Source organism: Bosea sp. BIWAKO-01, from assembly GCF_001748145.1.
Classification (GTDB): Bacteria; Pseudomonadota; Alphaproteobacteria; order Rhizobiales; family Beijerinckiaceae; genus Allobosea.
Map to the genome: position 1 here is coordinate 4,437,853 of NZ_BCQA01000001.1, position 15,570 is coordinate 4,453,422.

At 65.0% G+C, this 15,570-nt stretch carries 16 protein-coding genes and 2 pseudogenes; 13 read left to right on the top strand and 5 right to left on the bottom strand.

Features of this window, described 5'->3' with window-relative positions:
* Position 1 precedes the first annotated feature (1 nt).
* Both surE and BIWAKO_RS20815 read left to right on the top strand, forming a co-directional pair.
* Positions 2–763 carry a 5'/3'-nucleotidase SurE gene (surE, locus tag BIWAKO_RS20810; RefSeq protein ID WP_069880263.1) on the top strand — a complete coding sequence of 254 codons (762 nt, stop codon included), beginning with the start codon at positions 2–4 and terminating at the stop codon, positions 761–763.
* A 28-nt stretch (positions 764–791) separates the two neighbouring features.
* Positions 792–1,460 (top strand): protein-L-isoaspartate O-methyltransferase family protein, encoded by a 669-nt coding sequence (locus BIWAKO_RS20815; protein ID WP_069880264.1) that lies wholly within the window; start codon positions 792–794, stop codon positions 1,458–1,460.
* A 95-nt stretch (positions 1,461–1,555) separates the two neighbouring features.
* Here the strand turns inward: BIWAKO_RS20815 and BIWAKO_RS36045 are convergent, their stop codons facing one another.
* Positions 1,556–1,744, bottom strand: a complete 189-nt coding sequence (locus BIWAKO_RS36045; RefSeq protein WP_162768161.1) for a hypothetical protein — start codon at positions 1,742–1,744, stop codon at positions 1,556–1,558.
* On the opposite strand from BIWAKO_RS36045, the gene BIWAKO_RS20820 reads away from it, so the two are divergent.
* Positions 1,686–2,939 (top strand): LysM peptidoglycan-binding domain-containing M23 family metallopeptidase, encoded by a 1,254-nt coding sequence (locus BIWAKO_RS20820; protein ID WP_084651643.1) that lies wholly within the window; start codon positions 1,686–1,688, stop codon positions 2,937–2,939. The genes BIWAKO_RS36045 and BIWAKO_RS20820 overlap by 59 nt on opposite strands.
* A gap of 306 nt (positions 2,940–3,245) precedes the next feature.
* Here BIWAKO_RS20820 and BIWAKO_RS20825 read toward each other — a convergent pair whose 3' ends face one another.
* Entirely contained in the window at positions 3,246–4,124 is an 879-nt protein-coding gene (locus BIWAKO_RS20825) for an ATP-binding protein (RefSeq protein ID WP_069880266.1), read from the bottom strand.
* Between the two features lie 383 nt (positions 4,125–4,507).
* Here BIWAKO_RS20825 and yajC point away from each other — a divergent pair, with 383 nt between their 5' ends.
* From yajC to BIWAKO_RS20850, 5 genes are all read left to right on the top strand, one after another.
* Entirely contained in the window at positions 4,508–4,783 is a 276-nt protein-coding gene (gene yajC, locus BIWAKO_RS20830) for a preprotein translocase subunit YajC (RefSeq protein ID WP_069880267.1), read from the top strand.
* A gap of 54 nt (positions 4,784–4,837) precedes the next feature.
* Complete coding sequence (secD, locus tag BIWAKO_RS20835) at positions 4,838–6,448, top strand: protein translocase subunit SecD (RefSeq protein ID WP_069880268.1); 1,611 nt, start codon at positions 4,838–4,840, stop codon at positions 6,446–6,448.
* 28 nt (positions 6,449–6,476) lie between these two features.
* Positions 6,477–7,430, top strand: a complete 954-nt coding sequence (secF, locus tag BIWAKO_RS20840; protein WP_069880269.1) for a protein translocase subunit SecF — start codon at positions 6,477–6,479, stop codon at positions 7,428–7,430.
* 20 nt (positions 7,431–7,450) lie between these two features.
* A complete protein-coding gene (locus tag BIWAKO_RS20845; protein ID WP_069880270.1) occupies positions 7,451–7,828 on the top strand; it encodes an Mth938-like domain-containing protein in 378 nt (125 codons plus the stop codon).
* A gap of 116 nt (positions 7,829–7,944) precedes the next feature.
* Entirely contained in the window at positions 7,945–8,838 is an 894-nt protein-coding gene (locus BIWAKO_RS20850) for a phytoene/squalene synthase family protein (protein WP_069880271.1), read from the top strand.
* Between the two features lie 80 nt (positions 8,839–8,918).
* On the opposite strand, the gene trmFO is transcribed toward BIWAKO_RS20850, so the two are convergent.
* Complete coding sequence (gene trmFO / locus BIWAKO_RS20855; protein ID WP_069880272.1) at positions 8,919–10,331, bottom strand: methylenetetrahydrofolate--tRNA-(uracil(54)-C(5))-methyltransferase (FADH(2)-oxidizing) TrmFO; 1,413 nt, start codon at positions 10,329–10,331, stop codon at positions 8,919–8,921.
* 170 nt (positions 10,332–10,501) lie between these two features.
* The gene (locus BIWAKO_RS34380) at positions 10,502–10,654 is read right to left on the bottom strand and encodes a DUF1127 domain-containing protein (RefSeq protein WP_113515780.1); all 153 of its coding nucleotides are present in this window, start codon (positions 10,652–10,654) and stop codon (positions 10,502–10,504) included.
* 520 nt (positions 10,655–11,174) lie between these two features.
* Here BIWAKO_RS34380 and BIWAKO_RS36760 point away from each other — a divergent pair.
* Both BIWAKO_RS36760 and BIWAKO_RS36765 read left to right on the top strand, forming a co-directional pair.
* A pseudogene (locus BIWAKO_RS36760) lies at positions 11,175–11,402 on the top strand (ceramidase domain-containing protein); the annotation flags it as partial.
* Positions 11,403–11,506: 104 nt separating this feature from the next.
* Positions 11,507–11,773, top strand: a complete 267-nt coding sequence (locus BIWAKO_RS36765) for a hypothetical protein (RefSeq protein WP_244523704.1) — start codon at positions 11,507–11,509, stop codon at positions 11,771–11,773.
* A 21-nt stretch (positions 11,774–11,794) separates the two neighbouring features.
* Here BIWAKO_RS36765 and BIWAKO_RS20865 read toward each other — a convergent pair whose 3' ends face one another.
* Positions 11,795–12,733, bottom strand: a complete 939-nt coding sequence (locus BIWAKO_RS20865) for a LysR family transcriptional regulator (RefSeq protein ID WP_069882664.1) — start codon at positions 12,731–12,733, stop codon at positions 11,795–11,797.
* Positions 12,734–12,858: 125 nt separating this feature from the next.
* On the opposite strand from BIWAKO_RS20865, the gene BIWAKO_RS20870 reads away from it, so the two are divergent.
* From BIWAKO_RS20870 to BIWAKO_RS20880, 3 genes and pseudogenes are all read left to right on the top strand, one after another.
* Positions 12,859–13,740, top strand: a complete 882-nt coding sequence (locus BIWAKO_RS20870; RefSeq protein WP_069880273.1) for a pirin family protein — start codon at positions 12,859–12,861, stop codon at positions 13,738–13,740.
* A gap of 100 nt (positions 13,741–13,840) precedes the next feature.
* Entirely contained in the window at positions 13,841–14,467 is a 627-nt protein-coding gene (ycaC, locus tag BIWAKO_RS20875; RefSeq protein WP_069880274.1) for an isochorismate family cysteine hydrolase YcaC, read from the top strand.
* 43 nt (positions 14,468–14,510) lie between these two features.
* Positions 14,511–15,200 (top strand): annotated as a pseudogene (locus BIWAKO_RS20880) (isochorismatase family protein).
* Positions 15,201–15,570 lie beyond the last annotated feature (370 nt).

Sequence of the window (15,570 nt, forward strand, 5' to 3'; positions counted from 1 at the left end):
CATGCGTATCCTCGTCACCAATGATGACGGCATCCATGCCGAAGGCCTTGCGGTGCTGGAGCGCATCGCCGCGCAGCTGTCGGACGATGTCTGGGTCGTGGCGCCCGAGACGGACCAGTCGGGCGTCGCGCATTCGCTCTCGCTCAGCAATCCGCTGCGCCAGCGCAAGATCTCGGACAAGCGTTACGCCGTCGCCGGCACGCCGACCGATTGCGTGATCATGGCGGCGCGCTCGATCATGCTCGATGCGCGGCCCGACCTCGTGCTGTCCGGCGTCAACCGCGGCCAGAACGTCGCCGAGGACGTGACCTATTCCGGCACCATCGCAGCGGCGATGGAAGGTACGCTGCTTGGCATCCCGTCGATCGCGGTCAGCCAGGCCTACGGCCCGGACGGGCGGCACCAGATCCACTGGGACTGCGCCGAGCACCATGCTCCCGGCATCATCCGCCGGCTGCTGGAGGAGGGGATTCCCGAGGGCGTGCTGTTCAACCTCAACTTCCCGAATGTCGCGCCGAGCGAGGTTGCGGGCGTGGCGGTGACGGTCCAGGGCCGGCGCGACCAAGAGTTGGTGCGGCTCGAACCCCGCCATGACGGGCGCGGCAATCCCTATTTCTGGATCGCCTTCCAGCGCAGCCGGAAGGAGCCCGCCAACGGCACTGACCTGAGGGCGCTGTCCGAGCAGAAGATCTCGATCACACCGCTCGAACTCGACCTCACGCATGAGCCGACGCTGACCCGATTCGCGCAGGTTTTTGCCTGATTCCGAACGGGGGGCATTGGGGGCGGCGATGAGCGAGGCCGAGGAGGCGCCTGGCAGCGAGGGTGAGCGAACCGTCGCCTTCCTGCTGTCGCTGAGGGCACGGGGCGTGCGCGATCTCGCCGTGCTCCGGGCGATGGAGAAGGTTTCGCGCGAGCGATTCGCGCCGACCCGCTTTGCCGACCTCGCCCGCCAGGACGTTTCCGTGCCGCTGGCGTGCGGGCAGACGATGACCGCCCCGCATACGGTTGCGAATCTCGTCAGTGCCCTGGAGATGGAGCCCACCGCCCGCGTGCTCGAGGTCGGTACCGGCTCCGGCTATGTCTCGGCTCTGCTTGCCGCCATGGGCGGAGAGGTGGTCTCGCTGGAGCGCTATCGCACGCTTGCGCTTGCTGCCCATGAGCGCATCGGTGGCAGCGGCTACGCAAAAATGGTCGATCTCCGACACGCCGACGGTTTCCAGCCGGACCGAACGCTCGGCCGATTCGACCGGATCCTGGTCAATGGCGTCACCCATTCCATTCCCGAGGCCCTGCTGGCGCGGCTTTCGGTCGGCGGGCGGCTGGTCGGGGCGCTCAGGGTTGAAGGCGTGTCACGTCGGGTGGTGGTCACGCGGACTGATGATAGTGCCTATGATCATGCGCTTGGCCCGGTCCTGCGCCTGCCGCCGCTGATCCCGGGCTTGGCCCGGGCGCTCTGAACCGCGGATGAAGAAAGCCGGCCTCGGCTCAAAAATATGAAGAGGCCAAGCACGCGCGAAACGTTTTCGTAACCTGAACGGGGCTTTAATCCCCTTCATCGAGTTGCGTTGTTCGCGAGTATCTTGTCCATGCGTAGCCAAGTCGGATTCAAGTCCAGCGTTGCCCTTCGCCTGTCGACGGTCTGCGCGCTCGCCTTGAGTGTCAGCGCGTGTTCGTCGGACACGATGCGCTTCACCGAGGCACCCTTCAGCAATCCCTTCAGCACCGCGCAGGCGCCTGCCATGCGTGATCCGGCAACGACGGGCTCGATCGGGCGCAACGCCAGCGCGCCGATGTCTTCGCCGGCTCCGACTGTCGGGGCGGTCCGCGCCCAGCCCTTGCTGCCGCCGCAATCGGCCGTTGCGCTGCGTAGCGCAGCTCCGGCGCCTGTCGTCGGTAGTGCCAATGGCTGGTCGGCTCAGGGTGGCACGACGATCGTCGTCGCCCAGGGCGAAACGCTCGATGTCCTCTCCTCGCGCTATGGCGTGCCGCGTTCAGCGCTGATGTCGGCGAACGGGCTTTCGAGCGCAAACGTCGCTCCTGGCTCGCGCCTGACGATCCCGGTCTACAATGCCGGTGGTGCTGCGCCGCAGCAGATGGCCCAGGTGGCGTCGCCGCAAAGCGATGCGCGCACCGAAGCGCCGCGCTTCGTGCCTGGCCCCGCCCCAGCGGCGGCGCCGCGTGCACCTGTGGTGCCGGCACGGGTCGCTGCGGTGCCGGTCGATGCCAAGGCGAAGGCCCAGGCCGCTGCCGAAGCCAAGGCGCAAGCTGCGGTCGACGCCAAGGCAAAGGCTGTGGCCGATGCACAGGCCATGCGGGACGCCCGCGCCAAATTCGCCGCCGAGGCCAAGGTGAAGGCCGAAGCCAAGGCCAAGACCAAGCCGGTGGTCGAGGCGAAGGCGCCGACGCCTGCTCCCGTCGCGACGCCGACCCCGACGAAGGCCAAGCCGGTCGTGGTTGCCAACGCTCCGGCCGAAGAGAAGGTCAGCGCCGTGCCGAAGTCGGCCCCGGAGCCGACGCCTGATCCCAAGACCACCGCAAGCCTGCCGAAGGAGGAGGATGCATCCGCCAAGGCCGATTTCCGCTGGCCGGCCCGCGGCCGTGTCATTGCCGGCTACGGTGGCAAGGGGTCGAATGAGGGCATCAACATCGCCGTGCCGGAAGGAACGCCGATCAAGGCGGCTGAGGGCGGCGTCGTCGCCTATGCCGGCAGCGAACTCAAGGGCTACGGCAATCTCGTGCTCATCCGTCATCCGAACGGCTACGTCTCAGCCTACGCCCATAACGGCGAGTTGAACGTGAAGCGCGGCGAGACGGTGAAGCGCGGCCAGGTCGTCGCCAAATCGGGCCAGAGCGGCAACGTCTCTTCGCCGCAGCTGCATTTCGAGCTGCGCAAGGGATCGTCGCCGGTCGATCCGGTTCCCTACCTGAACAACTGATCCAGACTTGGTCTGATGCCGCCTCCAGGCCCGAGCTCTCACCCTCGTCCGGAGACACGCAAAAGCATTCACCTTCGATCAGTTCCCGCGAGACCCCGCTGATCGAAACAAGGCGGGACGGTCCCAGGAAAGGCCGTCCCGCCGTTTTCATTCTGTGGCTCGGCCTATGCCCGATGGCGCCGAACATTCGGCCCGAGCCTGGCGACGATGTCGGATTGATCCGGAACGCCGTCTATCCACCGAAGAACACCAGCTTATTTCCTTCAGGCCGCGGGCATGCCGCCCGCGGCGATGGTCTTGTGCGGCTCAGCCGTCGAGCCGTTGCCCAAGCCGGCCGGCCAGGTCCTGGATGTACTGCCAGGCGGTGCGCCCCGAACGCGATCCGCGTGTGGTCGCCCATTCCAGCGCTTCGCGGCGAAGCTCATCGGGCGCGATTGCCAAGCCGAAATGGCTGACATAGCCGTTGATCATCTCCAGGTACTCGTCCTGGCTGCATTTGTGGAAGCCGAGCCAGAGGCCGAAGCGGTCCGAGAGCGAGACCTTCTCCTCGACGGCCTCGCCAGGGTTGATCGCGGTCGAGCGCTCGTTCTCCATCATGTCGCGCGGCAGCAGGTGGCGCCGGTTCGAGGTGGCGTAGAACACGACATTGTCGGGGCGCCCCTCGACGCCACCGTCCAGCGCCGCCTTGAGCGACTTGTAGGAGGTGTCCTGCCCATCGAAGGACAGATCGTCGCAGAAGACGATGGCGCGGTGCTTGTCCTGCCGCAGCATGGCCATCAGAGCCGGTAGGCTCTCGATGTCCTCGCGGTGAATCTCGATCAGTTTCAGGGGCAGGGCCTTGCCGGCGAGGCGCTTGTTGGTGTCGGCATGCACCGACTTGACCAGCGACGACTTGCCCATGCCGCGCGCCCCCCAGAGCAATACGTTGTTGGCCGGCAGTCCATGGGCGAAGCGCTCCGTGTTCTCCGCCAGCGTGTCCCGGACCCGGTCGACGCCACGCAGGAGTGAGAGTTCGACCCGGTTGACCCTGGCGACGGGAGCCAGGTCCGCCGCCGCCGGATGCCAGACGAAGGCGTCGGCAGTGGTCAGGTCCGCGGCCCTTCGCGCCGGCGGCGCGAGGCGCTCCAGCGCCGAGGCGATGCGGAGGAGGGTTTCGAGGTTCAGATCGGGAGAGCCGGTGGTCATCGGGACAAAGCCTATCGCGCGAGCGGTGTTCAAGCTGAGACGTCGTGCCAGGCGACCCAGGGGAGGCGTGGCTCGATGTTCGGGGTTTCCTGTCAGAGAGCCATGACAGCCATTCTTCGGAACGAACTCTATGGAATATGCCAAGCTGAATCGGACAAGGCCATTGCGCGCATGCCGGCAAGCTCATAGGTGAAGCGACGCGGTCGGTTCTTCGCCGCGCCAACAATTGATTTAACGGCGTCTCTGGCTATAGTCCGCGCGATTTTTGACCTGACGAAGCCGCAACCGCATCGACGGCAGGCGCGCCCGCGCCGCCGCTGTGAAGGAGCCTTTTTGTGATTACCCCTGCATTTGCCCAAGGTATCGGCGGCGGAACGCCCGAAATGCTGATGAGCTTCGTTCCGTTCGTGCTGATCTTCGTGATCATGTGGTTCCTGATCATCCGTCCGCAGCAGAAGCGGGTGAAGACGCATCAGGAGATGATCAAGAACGTGCGGCGCGGTGACACGGTCGTGACCTCGGGCGGTATCGTGGCCAAGGTCTCGAAGGTGATCGACGACGCCGAGATCGAGGCCGAGATTGCCGATGGCGTTCGCGTCCGGCTGGTCAAGGGCATGATCCAGGACGTCCGCTCCAAGAGCGAGCCGGTCAAGAGCTGAATGGCGTCCCGGCCCTGACGGGGTCGGCGCGCGACAACAAGGCTGTTCACGCAGATGCTTCGTTTCCAGGCCCGCAAGGTCATCGCGGTTCTCCTCGTCCTGCTCTTCGGTTGCGGGCTGGCTTTGCCGAACCTGTTTTCGCCCGAGACCCGAAAGGCGATCGAGCAGGGCGCCCCGTCCTGGATTCCGCGGTTCCTGCTGCCGATCCATGCCGTGACGCTCGGCCTCGATCTGCAGGGCGGCTCGCATGTTCTGCTTGAAATCGACAGGGCGGACCTGATCAAGACGCAGGTGACGCAGCTTCGCGACGATATGCGGCGAATCCTGCGCGAGGAGCGCATCGGCTTTCAGGGCGGTATCGGCCTGACTGCACGTGGCGTGCAGGTGCGTGTGCCGGAGGCGAGCGACCGTGCCAAGCTGATGCCGAAGCTTCGGGAGCTGGCGCAACCGGTCGGTACGCTCGGCGCTTTCGGCCCTTCGGGCACCCAGTCGATCGAGGTCTCCGAGCAGCCTGACGGCCTCGTTCAGCTCCAGCTGACCGAGGCGGGGGCCAATGAGCGCGTGCGTCGTGCCGTCGAGCAGGCCATGGAAGTGTTGCGTCGCCGCGTCGACGCGCTCGGCACGACAGAGCCGAACATCCAGCGCCAGGGACTTGATCGTATCCTCGTCCAGGTGCCGGGCCTGCAGGATCCGCAACGCCTTAAGCAGATCCTTGGCGACACAGCCAAGCTGCAGTTCCGCATGGTCGCCGACCAGAACAGCGGCGATGTCGACATGCTGCCGTCGCAGGATGCCGGCGGCCAGCTGGTGCCGGTGAGCCGTCAGGTCATCGTCGAGGGCGAAGACCTGATCGATGCGCAGCCCGCCTTCGACCAGCGCACCAGCCAGCCGATCGTCAATTTCCGCTTCAATATCCGTGGCGCCCAGCGCTTTGGTCAGGCAACGACCGAAAATCTCGGCCGGGCTCTGGCAATCGTGCTCGACAACAAGGTGATCTCGGCGCCGGTCATCCAGTCGCCGATTACCGGCGGCTCGGGCCAGATCTCGGGCAATTTCACGGTTGAGTCCGTGAACAACCTGGCGATCCTGCTGCGTGCCGGCGCCCTTCCTGCCAAGATGACGATCGTCGAGGAGCGCACGGTCGGCCCGGGCCTTGGCCAGGACTCGATCCAGGCGGGCAAGATGGCCACGCTGATCGCGACTGCGCTCGTGATTCTCTACATGGTCCTGACCTATGGGATCTTCGGGGTCATCGCGAGCGTGGCGCTGCTCGTCCATGTCTGCCTGATCTTCGGACTGATGTCCTTGCTCGGGGCAACCATGACATTGCCCGGCATCGCCGGCATCGTGCTCACCATTGGCACGGCGGTCGATTCCAACGTGCTGATCTATGAGCGCATGCGCGAGGAATCGCATATGGGCCGCTCCTTGGTCTCGGCGCTGGAGGCCGGGTTCCAGCGAGCCTTTGCGACCATCATCGACTCGAACGTCACCATGCTGATCGCAGCGGTTGCGCTGTTCTCGCTGGGGTCGGGACCGGTGCGCGGCTTCGCCGTGGTCTTCATCCTGGGCATTCTGACGACCGTGATCACGGCCGTGACGCTGACCAGAATGCTGATCGCGTTGTGGTACCGCTGGGCTCGGCCCAAAGCCCTTCCGTTCTGACGCTGCCGACCCGACAGGAGATACGCGCATGCGTCTGCTTCGCATCGTTCCCGACAATACCCGTTTCAAGATCGTCCGCCTCCGGCGCTTCAGCTATCCGTTCTCGGCGGCCTATTCGATCCTCGTCCTGGTGCTCTTCCTTACGGTGGGCCTGAATTTCGGCATCGATTTCCGCGGCGGTACGCTGATCGAGATGCAGGCCAAGGCCGGCAACGCCGAGATCGCCTCGATCCGCCACACGGCCAACGGCTTCGGCTTCGGCGAGGTCGAGGTCCAGGAATTCGGCACGGCCGGCGACATCTCGATGCGTTTTGCACTGCAGCCGGGAGGCGAAACGGCTCAGCAGGCGGTGGTCGCGAAGGCGCGTGAGGCTTTCGCGGGGACGCATGACTTCCGCCGGGTCGAGACCGTCGGTCCGCGCGTGTCGGGCGAACTGGTCCAGGCCGGAACGCTCGGCGTCGTGCTCGCGATCGTCGGCGTGCTGATCTATCTCTGGTTCCGCTTCGAGATGCAGCTCGCGATCGGCGCGATCGTCGGTACCCTGCACGATATCGTGCTGACCGTCGGGTTCTTCCTGATCACGCAGCTCGAATTCAACCTGACCTCGATCGCAGCGATCCTGACCATTGTCGGTTATTCCTTGAACGAGACGGTCGTGGTGTTCGACCGCACGCGCGAATTGCTGCGTCGCTACAAGACCATGCCGGTCGAGGAACTGCTCGACCTCTCGGTCAATTCGACGCTGTCGCGCACCGCGATGACCGCCACGACGACCGTCCTCTCGCTCATCGCGCTGGTGTTCTTCGGTGGCACGGCCATCGAAGGCTTTGCGCTCGTCATGCTCTTCGGCGTGGTGGTCTGCACCTATTCGGCGATGTTCATCTCGACCCCCGTGCTGCTCTATCTCGATGTGCGCGCCGGGCGTCTTGATGCGGATGTCGAAGAGAAGGTTCCGGCCGGAGCCAAGCCGAAGGCGAGCTGAGCGGGCGGAGCGCCCTGATCATGCCACGCTTTGAAGGCTTCGTTCCCGGACGGCATCAAATCGATGCCTTTGGGGCCGGCGGGTTCCGGTTTGCCGATATGAGCCATCGCGGCTCGATCCTGGCCTTGCCGACCGGAGTCCAAATCTGGCCGGTCTCGTCTTTCGCGCAGGTGACGATCGAGAGCCTTCAGCCCGTTCTCGATGCTGCCGATACGATCGACTTCCTGCTGATTGGTACCGGACACGACATCGCCTTCGTGCCTGCAGCCTTGCGCGAGCGCTTTCGCGCGGCGGGTATCACCATCGAGGGCATGGCGACGGGCGCTGCGGCGCGGACCTACAATGTTCTCGTCGGCGAAGACCGGCGGGTGGCGGCGGCGCTGATTGCGGTTGAGTAGCAAGGCGCGCGGGGATCATGCTCGTGGGGCGTAGCCAGCCCGGCCTTGCCTGGCCTAGACTGACACTTGATCCAAGGCCGTGCCTGTGAGGCGACTGCCTGGGCGGGACGATCCGCATGACGACCAGAACTGACGATCGCCGCGAGACGCTGCCCGAGGCCCTGCCGGAGGCCTATGCTCATTGCGCCGCATTGGTGCGCGAGGCCGATCACGATCGCTATATCGCCAGTCTCTACGCGCCCGAGGCCGTGCGGCCCGGACTTTTTGCGCTCTACGCCTTCAGCCACGAGATCGCCAGGGTTCGCGCCGCGGTGAGCGAACCCCTGCCCGGCGAGGTCAGGCTGCAATGGTGGCGCGACCTGCTGGAAGGCGATGGCAAGGGCGAGGTGCATTCGCATCCGGTTGCCGCCGCGTTGCTCGACACCATCCTGCATTACCGCCTGCCGATCGCGCCGCTGACCGGGCTGATCGAGGCGCGCATCTTTGATCTCTATGACGACCCGATGCCCTCTCTCGGCGATCTCGAGGGCTATGCCGGCGAAACGGCAAGTGCGCTCTTCCGGCTTGCGTCGATCATCCTGGCCGAGGGGCGTGATCCTGGCGGCGCGGCGGCCTGTGGCCATGCCGGCGTGGCCTATGCCCTGACCGGGCTGTTGCGCGCTTTCCCCTGGCATGCGGCGGCTGGCCAAGTCTATGTGCCAGCCGAGATCCTTGCCCGCAACGGCGTGATCCGCGACGACATCGTGCGGGGGCGCGGCGGGCCTGGCGTGCTCTACAGCCTGAAGGAACTCCGGGCCATCGCGCGCAAGCATCTCGCCAAGCTGCGGGACTTGCGCGAGACGATTCCGGCTACGCTCGTACCGGCCTTCCTGCCGGTCGCCCTGGTCGAGCCTTATCTGAAGAAGATGGAGCACAACGGCTACGACCCGTTCCGGAGCATCATCACGCTGCCGGCCTGGCAGCGGCAGTGGATTCTCTGGCGCGCGGCACGGAAGGCGATGCGGGGCTAATTCGCAGGACGTCGATCGGGGCGTGGCGAGCCCTCTCGGAAGAGAGGGCTCAGGATGGATCGCCGTGCGCCGATGGCCTTTTACTCGGCCGCCTCGGCCGCAGCAGCGCCGGCCCACATGTCGAGATGCTCCTTCGCCCGCGCCGTCAGCGCCTGCTTGCGGGCCACGCTCTTGGCAGGGCCCTTCAGGCGCTTGCCGTCCGGCCCCGTCTTGGGTGCGTCCTCGATATGCGGGAACAGGCCGAAATTGATGTTCATCGGCTGGAAAGAACGCGGCCCCTCATCGATGGTCACGATGTGGCCGCCGGTGATGTGGTTGACGAGTGCGCCGAGCGCCGTCGTCGCAGGGGGCAGCTCGAGCGGGCGTCCGAGCCGCTCCGCTGCGGCCATGCGTCCCGTCAGCAGTCCAATCGCGGCACTCTCGACATAGCCCTCGCACCCGGTGATCTGCCCGGCGAAGCGCAGGCGCGTATCGGCCTTCAGCTGCAGGGAGGGTGAGAGCAGCTTCGGCGAGTTGAGATAGGTGTTGCGGTGGATGCCGCCCAGGCGAGCAAATTCGGCATTCTGCAGCCCGGGGATCATCCGGAAGATCGCGGCCTGCTCGCCATATTTCAGCTTGGTCTGGAAGCCGGTCATGTTGAACAGCGTGCCGAGCGCATTGTCCTGGCGCAGCTGCACGACCGCATAGGCCTTCACCGTCGGGTTGTGCTTGTTGGTCAGGCCAACCGGTTTCATGGGGCCCCAGCGCAGCGTCTCGCGCCCGCGCTCGGCCATGACCTCGATCGGCAGGCAGCCATCGAAATAGGGCGTGCCTTCCCATTCCTTGAACTCGGTCTTCTCTGCCGCCAGCAGCGCGTCGATGAAGGCTTCGTACTGGTCGCGGTCGAGCGGGCAATTGATGTAGTCGGCGCCGGTGCCGCCGGGGCCGGCCTTGTCGTAGCGCGACTGGAACCATGCCTGGTCCATGTCGATCGAGTCGAAATGGACGATCGGGGCGATGGCGTCGAAGAAGGCGAGTTCGGTCTCGCCGGTCAGGGACTTAATCCCGTCAGCGAGCGCCGGCGAGGTGAGGGGGCCGGTCGCGATGATGACATTGTCCCAGTCGGCCGGTGGCAGGCCGGCGATCTCGCCACGTTCGATGGTAACGAGCGGGTGGGCTTCCAATGCGGTGGTGACCGCCTGCGAGAAGCCGTCACGGTCGACCGCGAGTGCTCCTCCGGCCGGAACCTGATGGGCATCGCCCTTGGCCATGATCAGCGAGTTGAGCCGGCGCATCTCCCAATGCAGTTGGCCGACGGCGTTGGACGAGGAATCGTCCGAGCGGAAGGAGTTGGAGCAGACGAGCTCCGCCAACCCCTGGGTCTTGTGCGCGTCGGTGCCGCGAACGGGGCGCATCTCGTGCAGGACGACCGGGACTCCGGCTTCCGCGATCTGCCAGGTGGCTTCAGAACCGGCGAGGCCGCCGCCGATGACATGGACTGGTTTCGTGCTCATGCCTGCGATGTGTCCGCAGGCGGGCCGAAGGTCAAGAGAGAGGCGTCATCGAAGCAGCCCTGAAACGCAAAATGCCCGCCTGGGAGGAGGCGGGCATTCGCTCTTCGACCGGACCGCGGGGAGGACGCAGGCCCAGGAGAAACTATGATCTCGGTAGGCGCGGACAGTAATCAGGCAGCGTGCGAACGGGCGACGTACTGGATTTCCGAACGGGACAGGCCGAGATCGTCCAGCTCACGGTCGGTCAGACGCGAGAGCTCACGGACGGTTTCGCGATAGCGAAGATAGGCGCGGATTTTAGCAGCAATCATGGTGACGAACATTGGTTTGGCTCCTGGGTGCCGGGTCATTTCTGGCCCGACAACGATGAATTCGTTGTGCACTGCATATAAGGGAGGCTGACTGCTAATTGGAGGGGCAGGATATCAGTTCTGTTATGCGATTTGTGCATGGCGATTTAACCAGCCCTTTACATTTTTGCCACGCCCCGCGTCTGTTGCGTAGGAAACCATTAACCAAGCAAGGGTGGTTGCCTAAATTATGGGCCGTTTTCGTTCGTCATAAAGGAGACGATTCCGATGTGGCGCGAAATTAGGCGGTATGCAGTGCTCCGCCATGCGCGCCTGACTCGAATCGGAGAAACTCGGCACGGGCCGGTTTTCCGCGGTCGTCACGCTCTCGCGTCAAGGTTTATGTTGCGCCGCAATGTCGCGCTTGCATCGCCTCGTTGGGGGGCGCTGTGGCAAGCTGTAGCTGACGCTGGAGAAACTACCGGTGCCGCCACAAGCGATGATGTCCTTCGGCTACTGCGAACGCGCCAGCCAGGCCTTCTGGGCAGAGCCGATGAACGCACTCAGCAATGGCGCCTTCGTCCTGGCCGCGATCGCGAGCTTCGTACTCTATCGGCGCTCGGGTCGGCGCGATTGGCCAGCTGCCGCGCTGATTGCTCTTGTCGTCATGATCGGTATCGGCTCGTTCCTGTTCCACACCATGCCGCAACGCTGGACGCTGCTGGCCGATGTGCTTCCGATCCAGTTCTTCGCGTTCTCCTATTTCGGGTTGGCTCTCGTTCGTTTCATGGGGGCGCGGCCAGCTGTCGCGGTCGGCGGTACGCTGGTTTTCCTTCTTGCTTCCTTGCTGCTCGTGTCAGGGCTTGCGCGCTGCTGCCGCCCGGCATGCGCGGCTCCGGCGGATATGCCTCCTTCGTGCTGGCGCTGTTTGCGGTCGCGCTCGCGGTGCGGATGCGAGGCGAGGGCGATGCGGCGGCACGTCTGCTCGGCCTCGCCGGGTTTGTCTTTGCGCTGTCGCTTAGCTTGCGCACGCTGGACCTGATTTTGTGCCAGAGCGTCCCCTTCGGCACGCATTGGCTCTGGCACCTGCTGAACGCAATGGTGCTCTATCTGTTGCTGCGTGCGGTGATCGAGCGACCCTTGGCGAATTGAAGCGATCTGAGCGTTGCGGGATCACAGCCCGCCCGCGACGGCGAAGGCCTCCTTCTCGGCCCGGTCAAGCACCGCGTATTCGGCGGCCAGGGCATCAAGCACGGCGCGGACGGATGGCAGGAGACCGCGTCGCGACGGAAAGACGGCGTGGATGATGCCGGCCCGCGGCGTCCAGTGCGGCAGAACCTCGACCAGCGTTCCCGCTTGCAGGTCGTCCTGGACCACCATCGTCGGGAGTTGGACGACGCCAACGCCCTCGAGCGCGGCAAGCCGCAGGGCAACCATGTCCTCGGTGACCAGCCGAGGGGTGTGCCGGATGATCGCCGTGGCGCCGCTCGGCCCGCTCAGGCGCCATTCATGCTCCTGATGCGGATCTCCCCAGGACAGGCTGGGCAACGCGCTGAGGTCGGCGGGAACGAGAGGCCGTGCGAGGTCCTTCAGCACGAGGGGCGCGGCAACCAGCCGCTGGGTACTCTCGGCCAGAACCTTCATCACCAACTCGCTCTCCTCCAGTGGCGGGAAACGAACCCGGATGGCGATATCGAAGCCTTCGCGAATGACGTCGACGCGTCGATTGGTGCTTTCCAGTTGCACCTCGACCTTGGGCCAGGCGGCAAGGAAGCGGGCGACCATGCCGCCGATCTGGAAATAGAGCACGGCTGACGGGCAGGCGACGCGCACGATGCCCTGAGGCGCGGCCCGGGCCCGCTCGATCGCTTCCTGGCCTGCGTCGACCTCGACCAGCATCGCGACGCAATGGCGATAATACTCGCGGCCGATCTCGGTGACGGCGAAGCGCCGCGTCGAGCGCTGCACGAGACGCACGCCCAGTCGCTCCTCAAGCAGCGCCAGCCGGCGGCTCAGCCGTGAGCGCGGCATTCCAAGCGCCCGGGCTGCTGCGGCGAAACCCTGATGGTCGACGACCTGAGCGAAGAAATAGAGATCGTTCAGGTCCTGCATCGGATGCTCCATTGTCCTGCTGGTAGGACACAGTGGCAAGATAATGCCGTCTACCGGCTATTTTGTCTCATTCATATTCTCCTGGCCAACGCAACGCCTTTGCAATGCTCCCAAGGAGAAACGCAATGAGAAAGGTTCTCGGGGTCTTCAGCAGCCCGCATCCCCATTGGATCGGGGATGGCTTTCCTGTCCGCTCGATGTTCTCGCACGCCGGTCAGGGCGAGCATGTCAGCCCGTTCCTGCTGCTTGACTATGCCGGGCCGGCACAGTTCGCGCCGGCCGCTCAACCCCGTGGTGTCGGCACGCACCCGCATCGCGGCTTCGAGACGGTGACCATCGTCTATCAGGGTGAGGTCGAGCATCGCGATTCAACCGGCAAGGGCGGTCTGATTGGCCCTGGCGACGTGCAGTGGATGACGGCTGCGTCAGGCATCCTGCATGAGGAGTTCCACTCGGAAGCCTTCACCCGCACGGGCGGCACGCTCGAGATGGTTCAGCTCTGGGTCAACCTCCCGGCCAAGGACAAAAGCGCTGCTCCCGGCTACCAGACGCTGCTCGACAAGGAGATCCCTGCAGTCAAGCTGCCCGATGGCGCGGGTAGGCTCAGGGTGATCGCGGGCAATTACCAGGGACAACTCGGGCCGGCGCACACCTTCACGCCCATGAACATCTGGGATCTGCAGTTGCTTCGTGACGGGGCAACTTCGCTCGTCCTTCCGGAAGGCCACACCCTCGGCGTCGTCGTCCTGCGCGGCAACATCCTGATCAACGGCGCGGACAAGGCGCGGGAAGCACAGTTTATCCTGTTCGACCGTTTGGGCGGCGAGGTGACCGTGGAGGCCGACAGCGACGCCGCGGTGCTGATCGTCAGCGGCGCGCCGATCGACGAGCCGGTCGTCATGCACGGCCCCTTCGTCATGAACACGGCCGAGGAGATCCGTCAGGCGATGATCGATTTCCAGAGCGGTCGGTTCGGCGCCATCCCGCAGGCGGCGGACGGGCGCTGAGGACAGGAGGCTCCGGATATCCGCGCCGGGGCCATTCCTGGAGTGGCGGCGCCATCGTCGCCCCAATAGCGGAACCACAAGACCAGCAAGGATCATGACAATGACCAAGCCCTATGCGCGCCTGGACAAAGACAATGCTGCGGTGTTGCTCGTCGACCATCAGGCCGGCCTGCTGTCGCTCGTCCGCGATATCGGCCCCGATCAGTTCAAGAACAATGTCCTGGCGCTCGCCGACCTCGCCAAATACTTCAAGCTGCCCACCATCCTGACGACGAGCTTCGAGGATGGGCCGAACGGACCTCTGGTTCCGGAGCTGAAGGAGATCTTTCCCTCGGCTCCCTTCATCCCGCGGCCGGGCCAGATCAACGCCTGGGACAACGAGGATTTCGTCAAGGCGGTCAAGGCGACCGGGCGCAAGCAGCTGATCATTGCGGGCGTGGTGACGGAGGTCTGCGTGGCATTTCCGGCGCTCTCCGCGTTGGCCGAGGGCTACGAGGTCTTCGTTGTGACCGACGCCTCGGGCACTTTCAACGAGATCACCCGGCACTCGGCCTGGGATCGCATGTCGGAAGCCGGGGCGCAGCTGATGACCTGGTTCGGCGTCGCCTGCGAACTGCATCGCGACTGGCGCAACGATGTCGAAGGCCTGGGGGCGCTCTTCTCCAACCACATCCCCGACTACCGCAATCTGATTTCCAGCTACAGCGCGGTGAAGGCGTCGAAGTGACGAGCCTCGCAACCGCATCAATCCAGATCACACGAGGATAACCATGAGCGCCTTTGCGAATATCGCGAATTTCAACGGCCAGCGGCCGGTCATCGATCCCGACGATGCCGTGATGCTGCTGATCGACCATCAGAGCGGGCTGTTCCAGACCGTCGCGGACATGCCGATGACGACGCTGCGCGCCCATGCCGCCGCGCTGGCCAGGATGGCCACGCTGAGCAAGATGCCGGTGATCACCACGGCGTCGGTGCCGCAGGGGCCAAACGGTCCGCTGATTCCGGAGATCCATCAGAATGCCCCGCATGCCCAGTATGTGGCGCGTCGCGGCGAGATCAACGCCTGGGACAATCCGGACTTCGTCGCTGCGGTGAAGGCGACCGGGCGCAAGACGCTGATCATCGCCGGCACGATCACCAGCGTGTGCATGGCTTTCCCGAGCATCAGCGCGGTTGCCGATGGTTACAAGGTCTTCGCGGTCATCGACGCCTCCGGCACCTATTCGAAGATGGCGCAGGAGATCACGCTTGCCCGTGTCGTCCAGGCCGGGGTCGTGCCGATGGACACCGCGGCCGTCGCCTCGGAAGTGCAGAAGACCTAGCATCGCGACGACGCCCAGCAATGGGCGGAGGTCTACACCAAGATCTTCCCGCCCTATCAACTCCTGATCGAGAGCTACATGAAGGCGCAGGAGGTCGAGAAGAACCAGGAGCAGCTCGACTCCCAGCGCAGCTGACGTCGGCCAAGCCGGGTGGTGTGCCCCTTGGCGCCCGCCCGGCAAGCTTCCGCCGCTTCGTTCCAGGCGGCGGCGACGGCCTTCCCGCAAACCGCAAACCACCATTCGGGCCGATGCTTTAGCCGCCGTCCTCGCGCAGGAATTTCCCCCGGGCCCAGCCCGTGCGGCCATTGTAACGGACTTTGCACCATCGCCCGGCTTGAGCGGCCCGTTGCTGCTTGGGGCTCATTGACTGCCATTCCGCCAGGGATGGCACGGTGGTGCAGCCGAGATTCTGCAGCTGTCGGCCGTCGGGCGGAACCGCACCCGTTCTGGCGGCGGATGGCTTCGGCGCTACGCGCAGGGTGAGGACATCATTTCCGGCAATGCC

What these genes read in the sequence shown, in the direction of transcription:
- ycaC (WP_069880274.1), top strand. Translation starts at nt 13,841, where the DNA reads ATGACCAAGCCCTATGCGCGCCTGGACAAAGACAATGCTGCGGTGTTG.
- BIWAKO_RS20820 (WP_084651643.1), top strand. Translation starts at nt 1,686, where the DNA reads ATGCGCTTCACCGAGGCACCCTTCAGCAATCCCTTCAGCACCGCGCAG.
- yajC (WP_069880267.1), top strand. Translation starts at nt 4,508, where the DNA reads ATGCTGATGAGCTTCGTTCCGTTCGTGCTGATCTTCGTGATCATGTGG.
- surE (WP_069880263.1), top strand. Translation starts at nt 2, where the DNA reads ATGCGTATCCTCGTCACCAATGATGACGGCATCCATGCCGAAGGCCTT.
- trmFO (WP_069880272.1), bottom strand. Translation starts at nt 10,331, where the DNA reads ATGAGCACGAAACCAGTCCATGTCATCGGCGGCGGCCTCGCCGGTTCT.
- BIWAKO_RS20870 (WP_069880273.1), top strand. Translation starts at nt 12,859, where the DNA reads ATGAGAAAGGTTCTCGGGGTCTTCAGCAGCCCGCATCCCCATTGGATC.
- BIWAKO_RS36765 (WP_244523704.1), top strand. Translation starts at nt 11,507, where the DNA reads ATGCGCGGCTCCGGCGGATATGCCTCCTTCGTGCTGGCGCTGTTTGCG.
- BIWAKO_RS20815 (WP_069880264.1), top strand. Translation starts at nt 792, where the DNA reads ATGAGCGAGGCCGAGGAGGCGCCTGGCAGCGAGGGTGAGCGAACCGTC.
- secF (WP_069880269.1), top strand. Translation starts at nt 6,477, where the DNA reads ATGCGTCTGCTTCGCATCGTTCCCGACAATACCCGTTTCAAGATCGTC.
- BIWAKO_RS20825 (WP_069880266.1), bottom strand. Translation starts at nt 4,124, where the DNA reads ATGACCACCGGCTCTCCCGATCTGAACCTCGAAACCCTCCTCCGCATC.
- BIWAKO_RS34380 (WP_113515780.1), bottom strand. Translation starts at nt 10,654, where the DNA reads ATGTTCGTCACCATGATTGCTGCTAAAATCCGCGCCTATCTTCGCTAT.
- BIWAKO_RS20850 (WP_069880271.1), top strand. Translation starts at nt 7,945, where the DNA reads ATGACGACCAGAACTGACGATCGCCGCGAGACGCTGCCCGAGGCCCTG.
- BIWAKO_RS36045 (WP_162768161.1), bottom strand. Translation starts at nt 1,744, where the DNA reads ATGGCAGGCGCCTGCGCGGTGCTGAAGGGATTGCTGAAGGGTGCCTCG.
- secD (WP_069880268.1), top strand. Translation starts at nt 4,838, where the DNA reads ATGCTTCGTTTCCAGGCCCGCAAGGTCATCGCGGTTCTCCTCGTCCTG.
- BIWAKO_RS20845 (WP_069880270.1), top strand. Translation starts at nt 7,451, where the DNA reads ATGCCACGCTTTGAAGGCTTCGTTCCCGGACGGCATCAAATCGATGCC.
- BIWAKO_RS20865 (WP_069882664.1), bottom strand. Translation starts at nt 12,733, where the DNA reads ATGCAGGACCTGAACGATCTCTATTTCTTCGCTCAGGTCGTCGACCAT.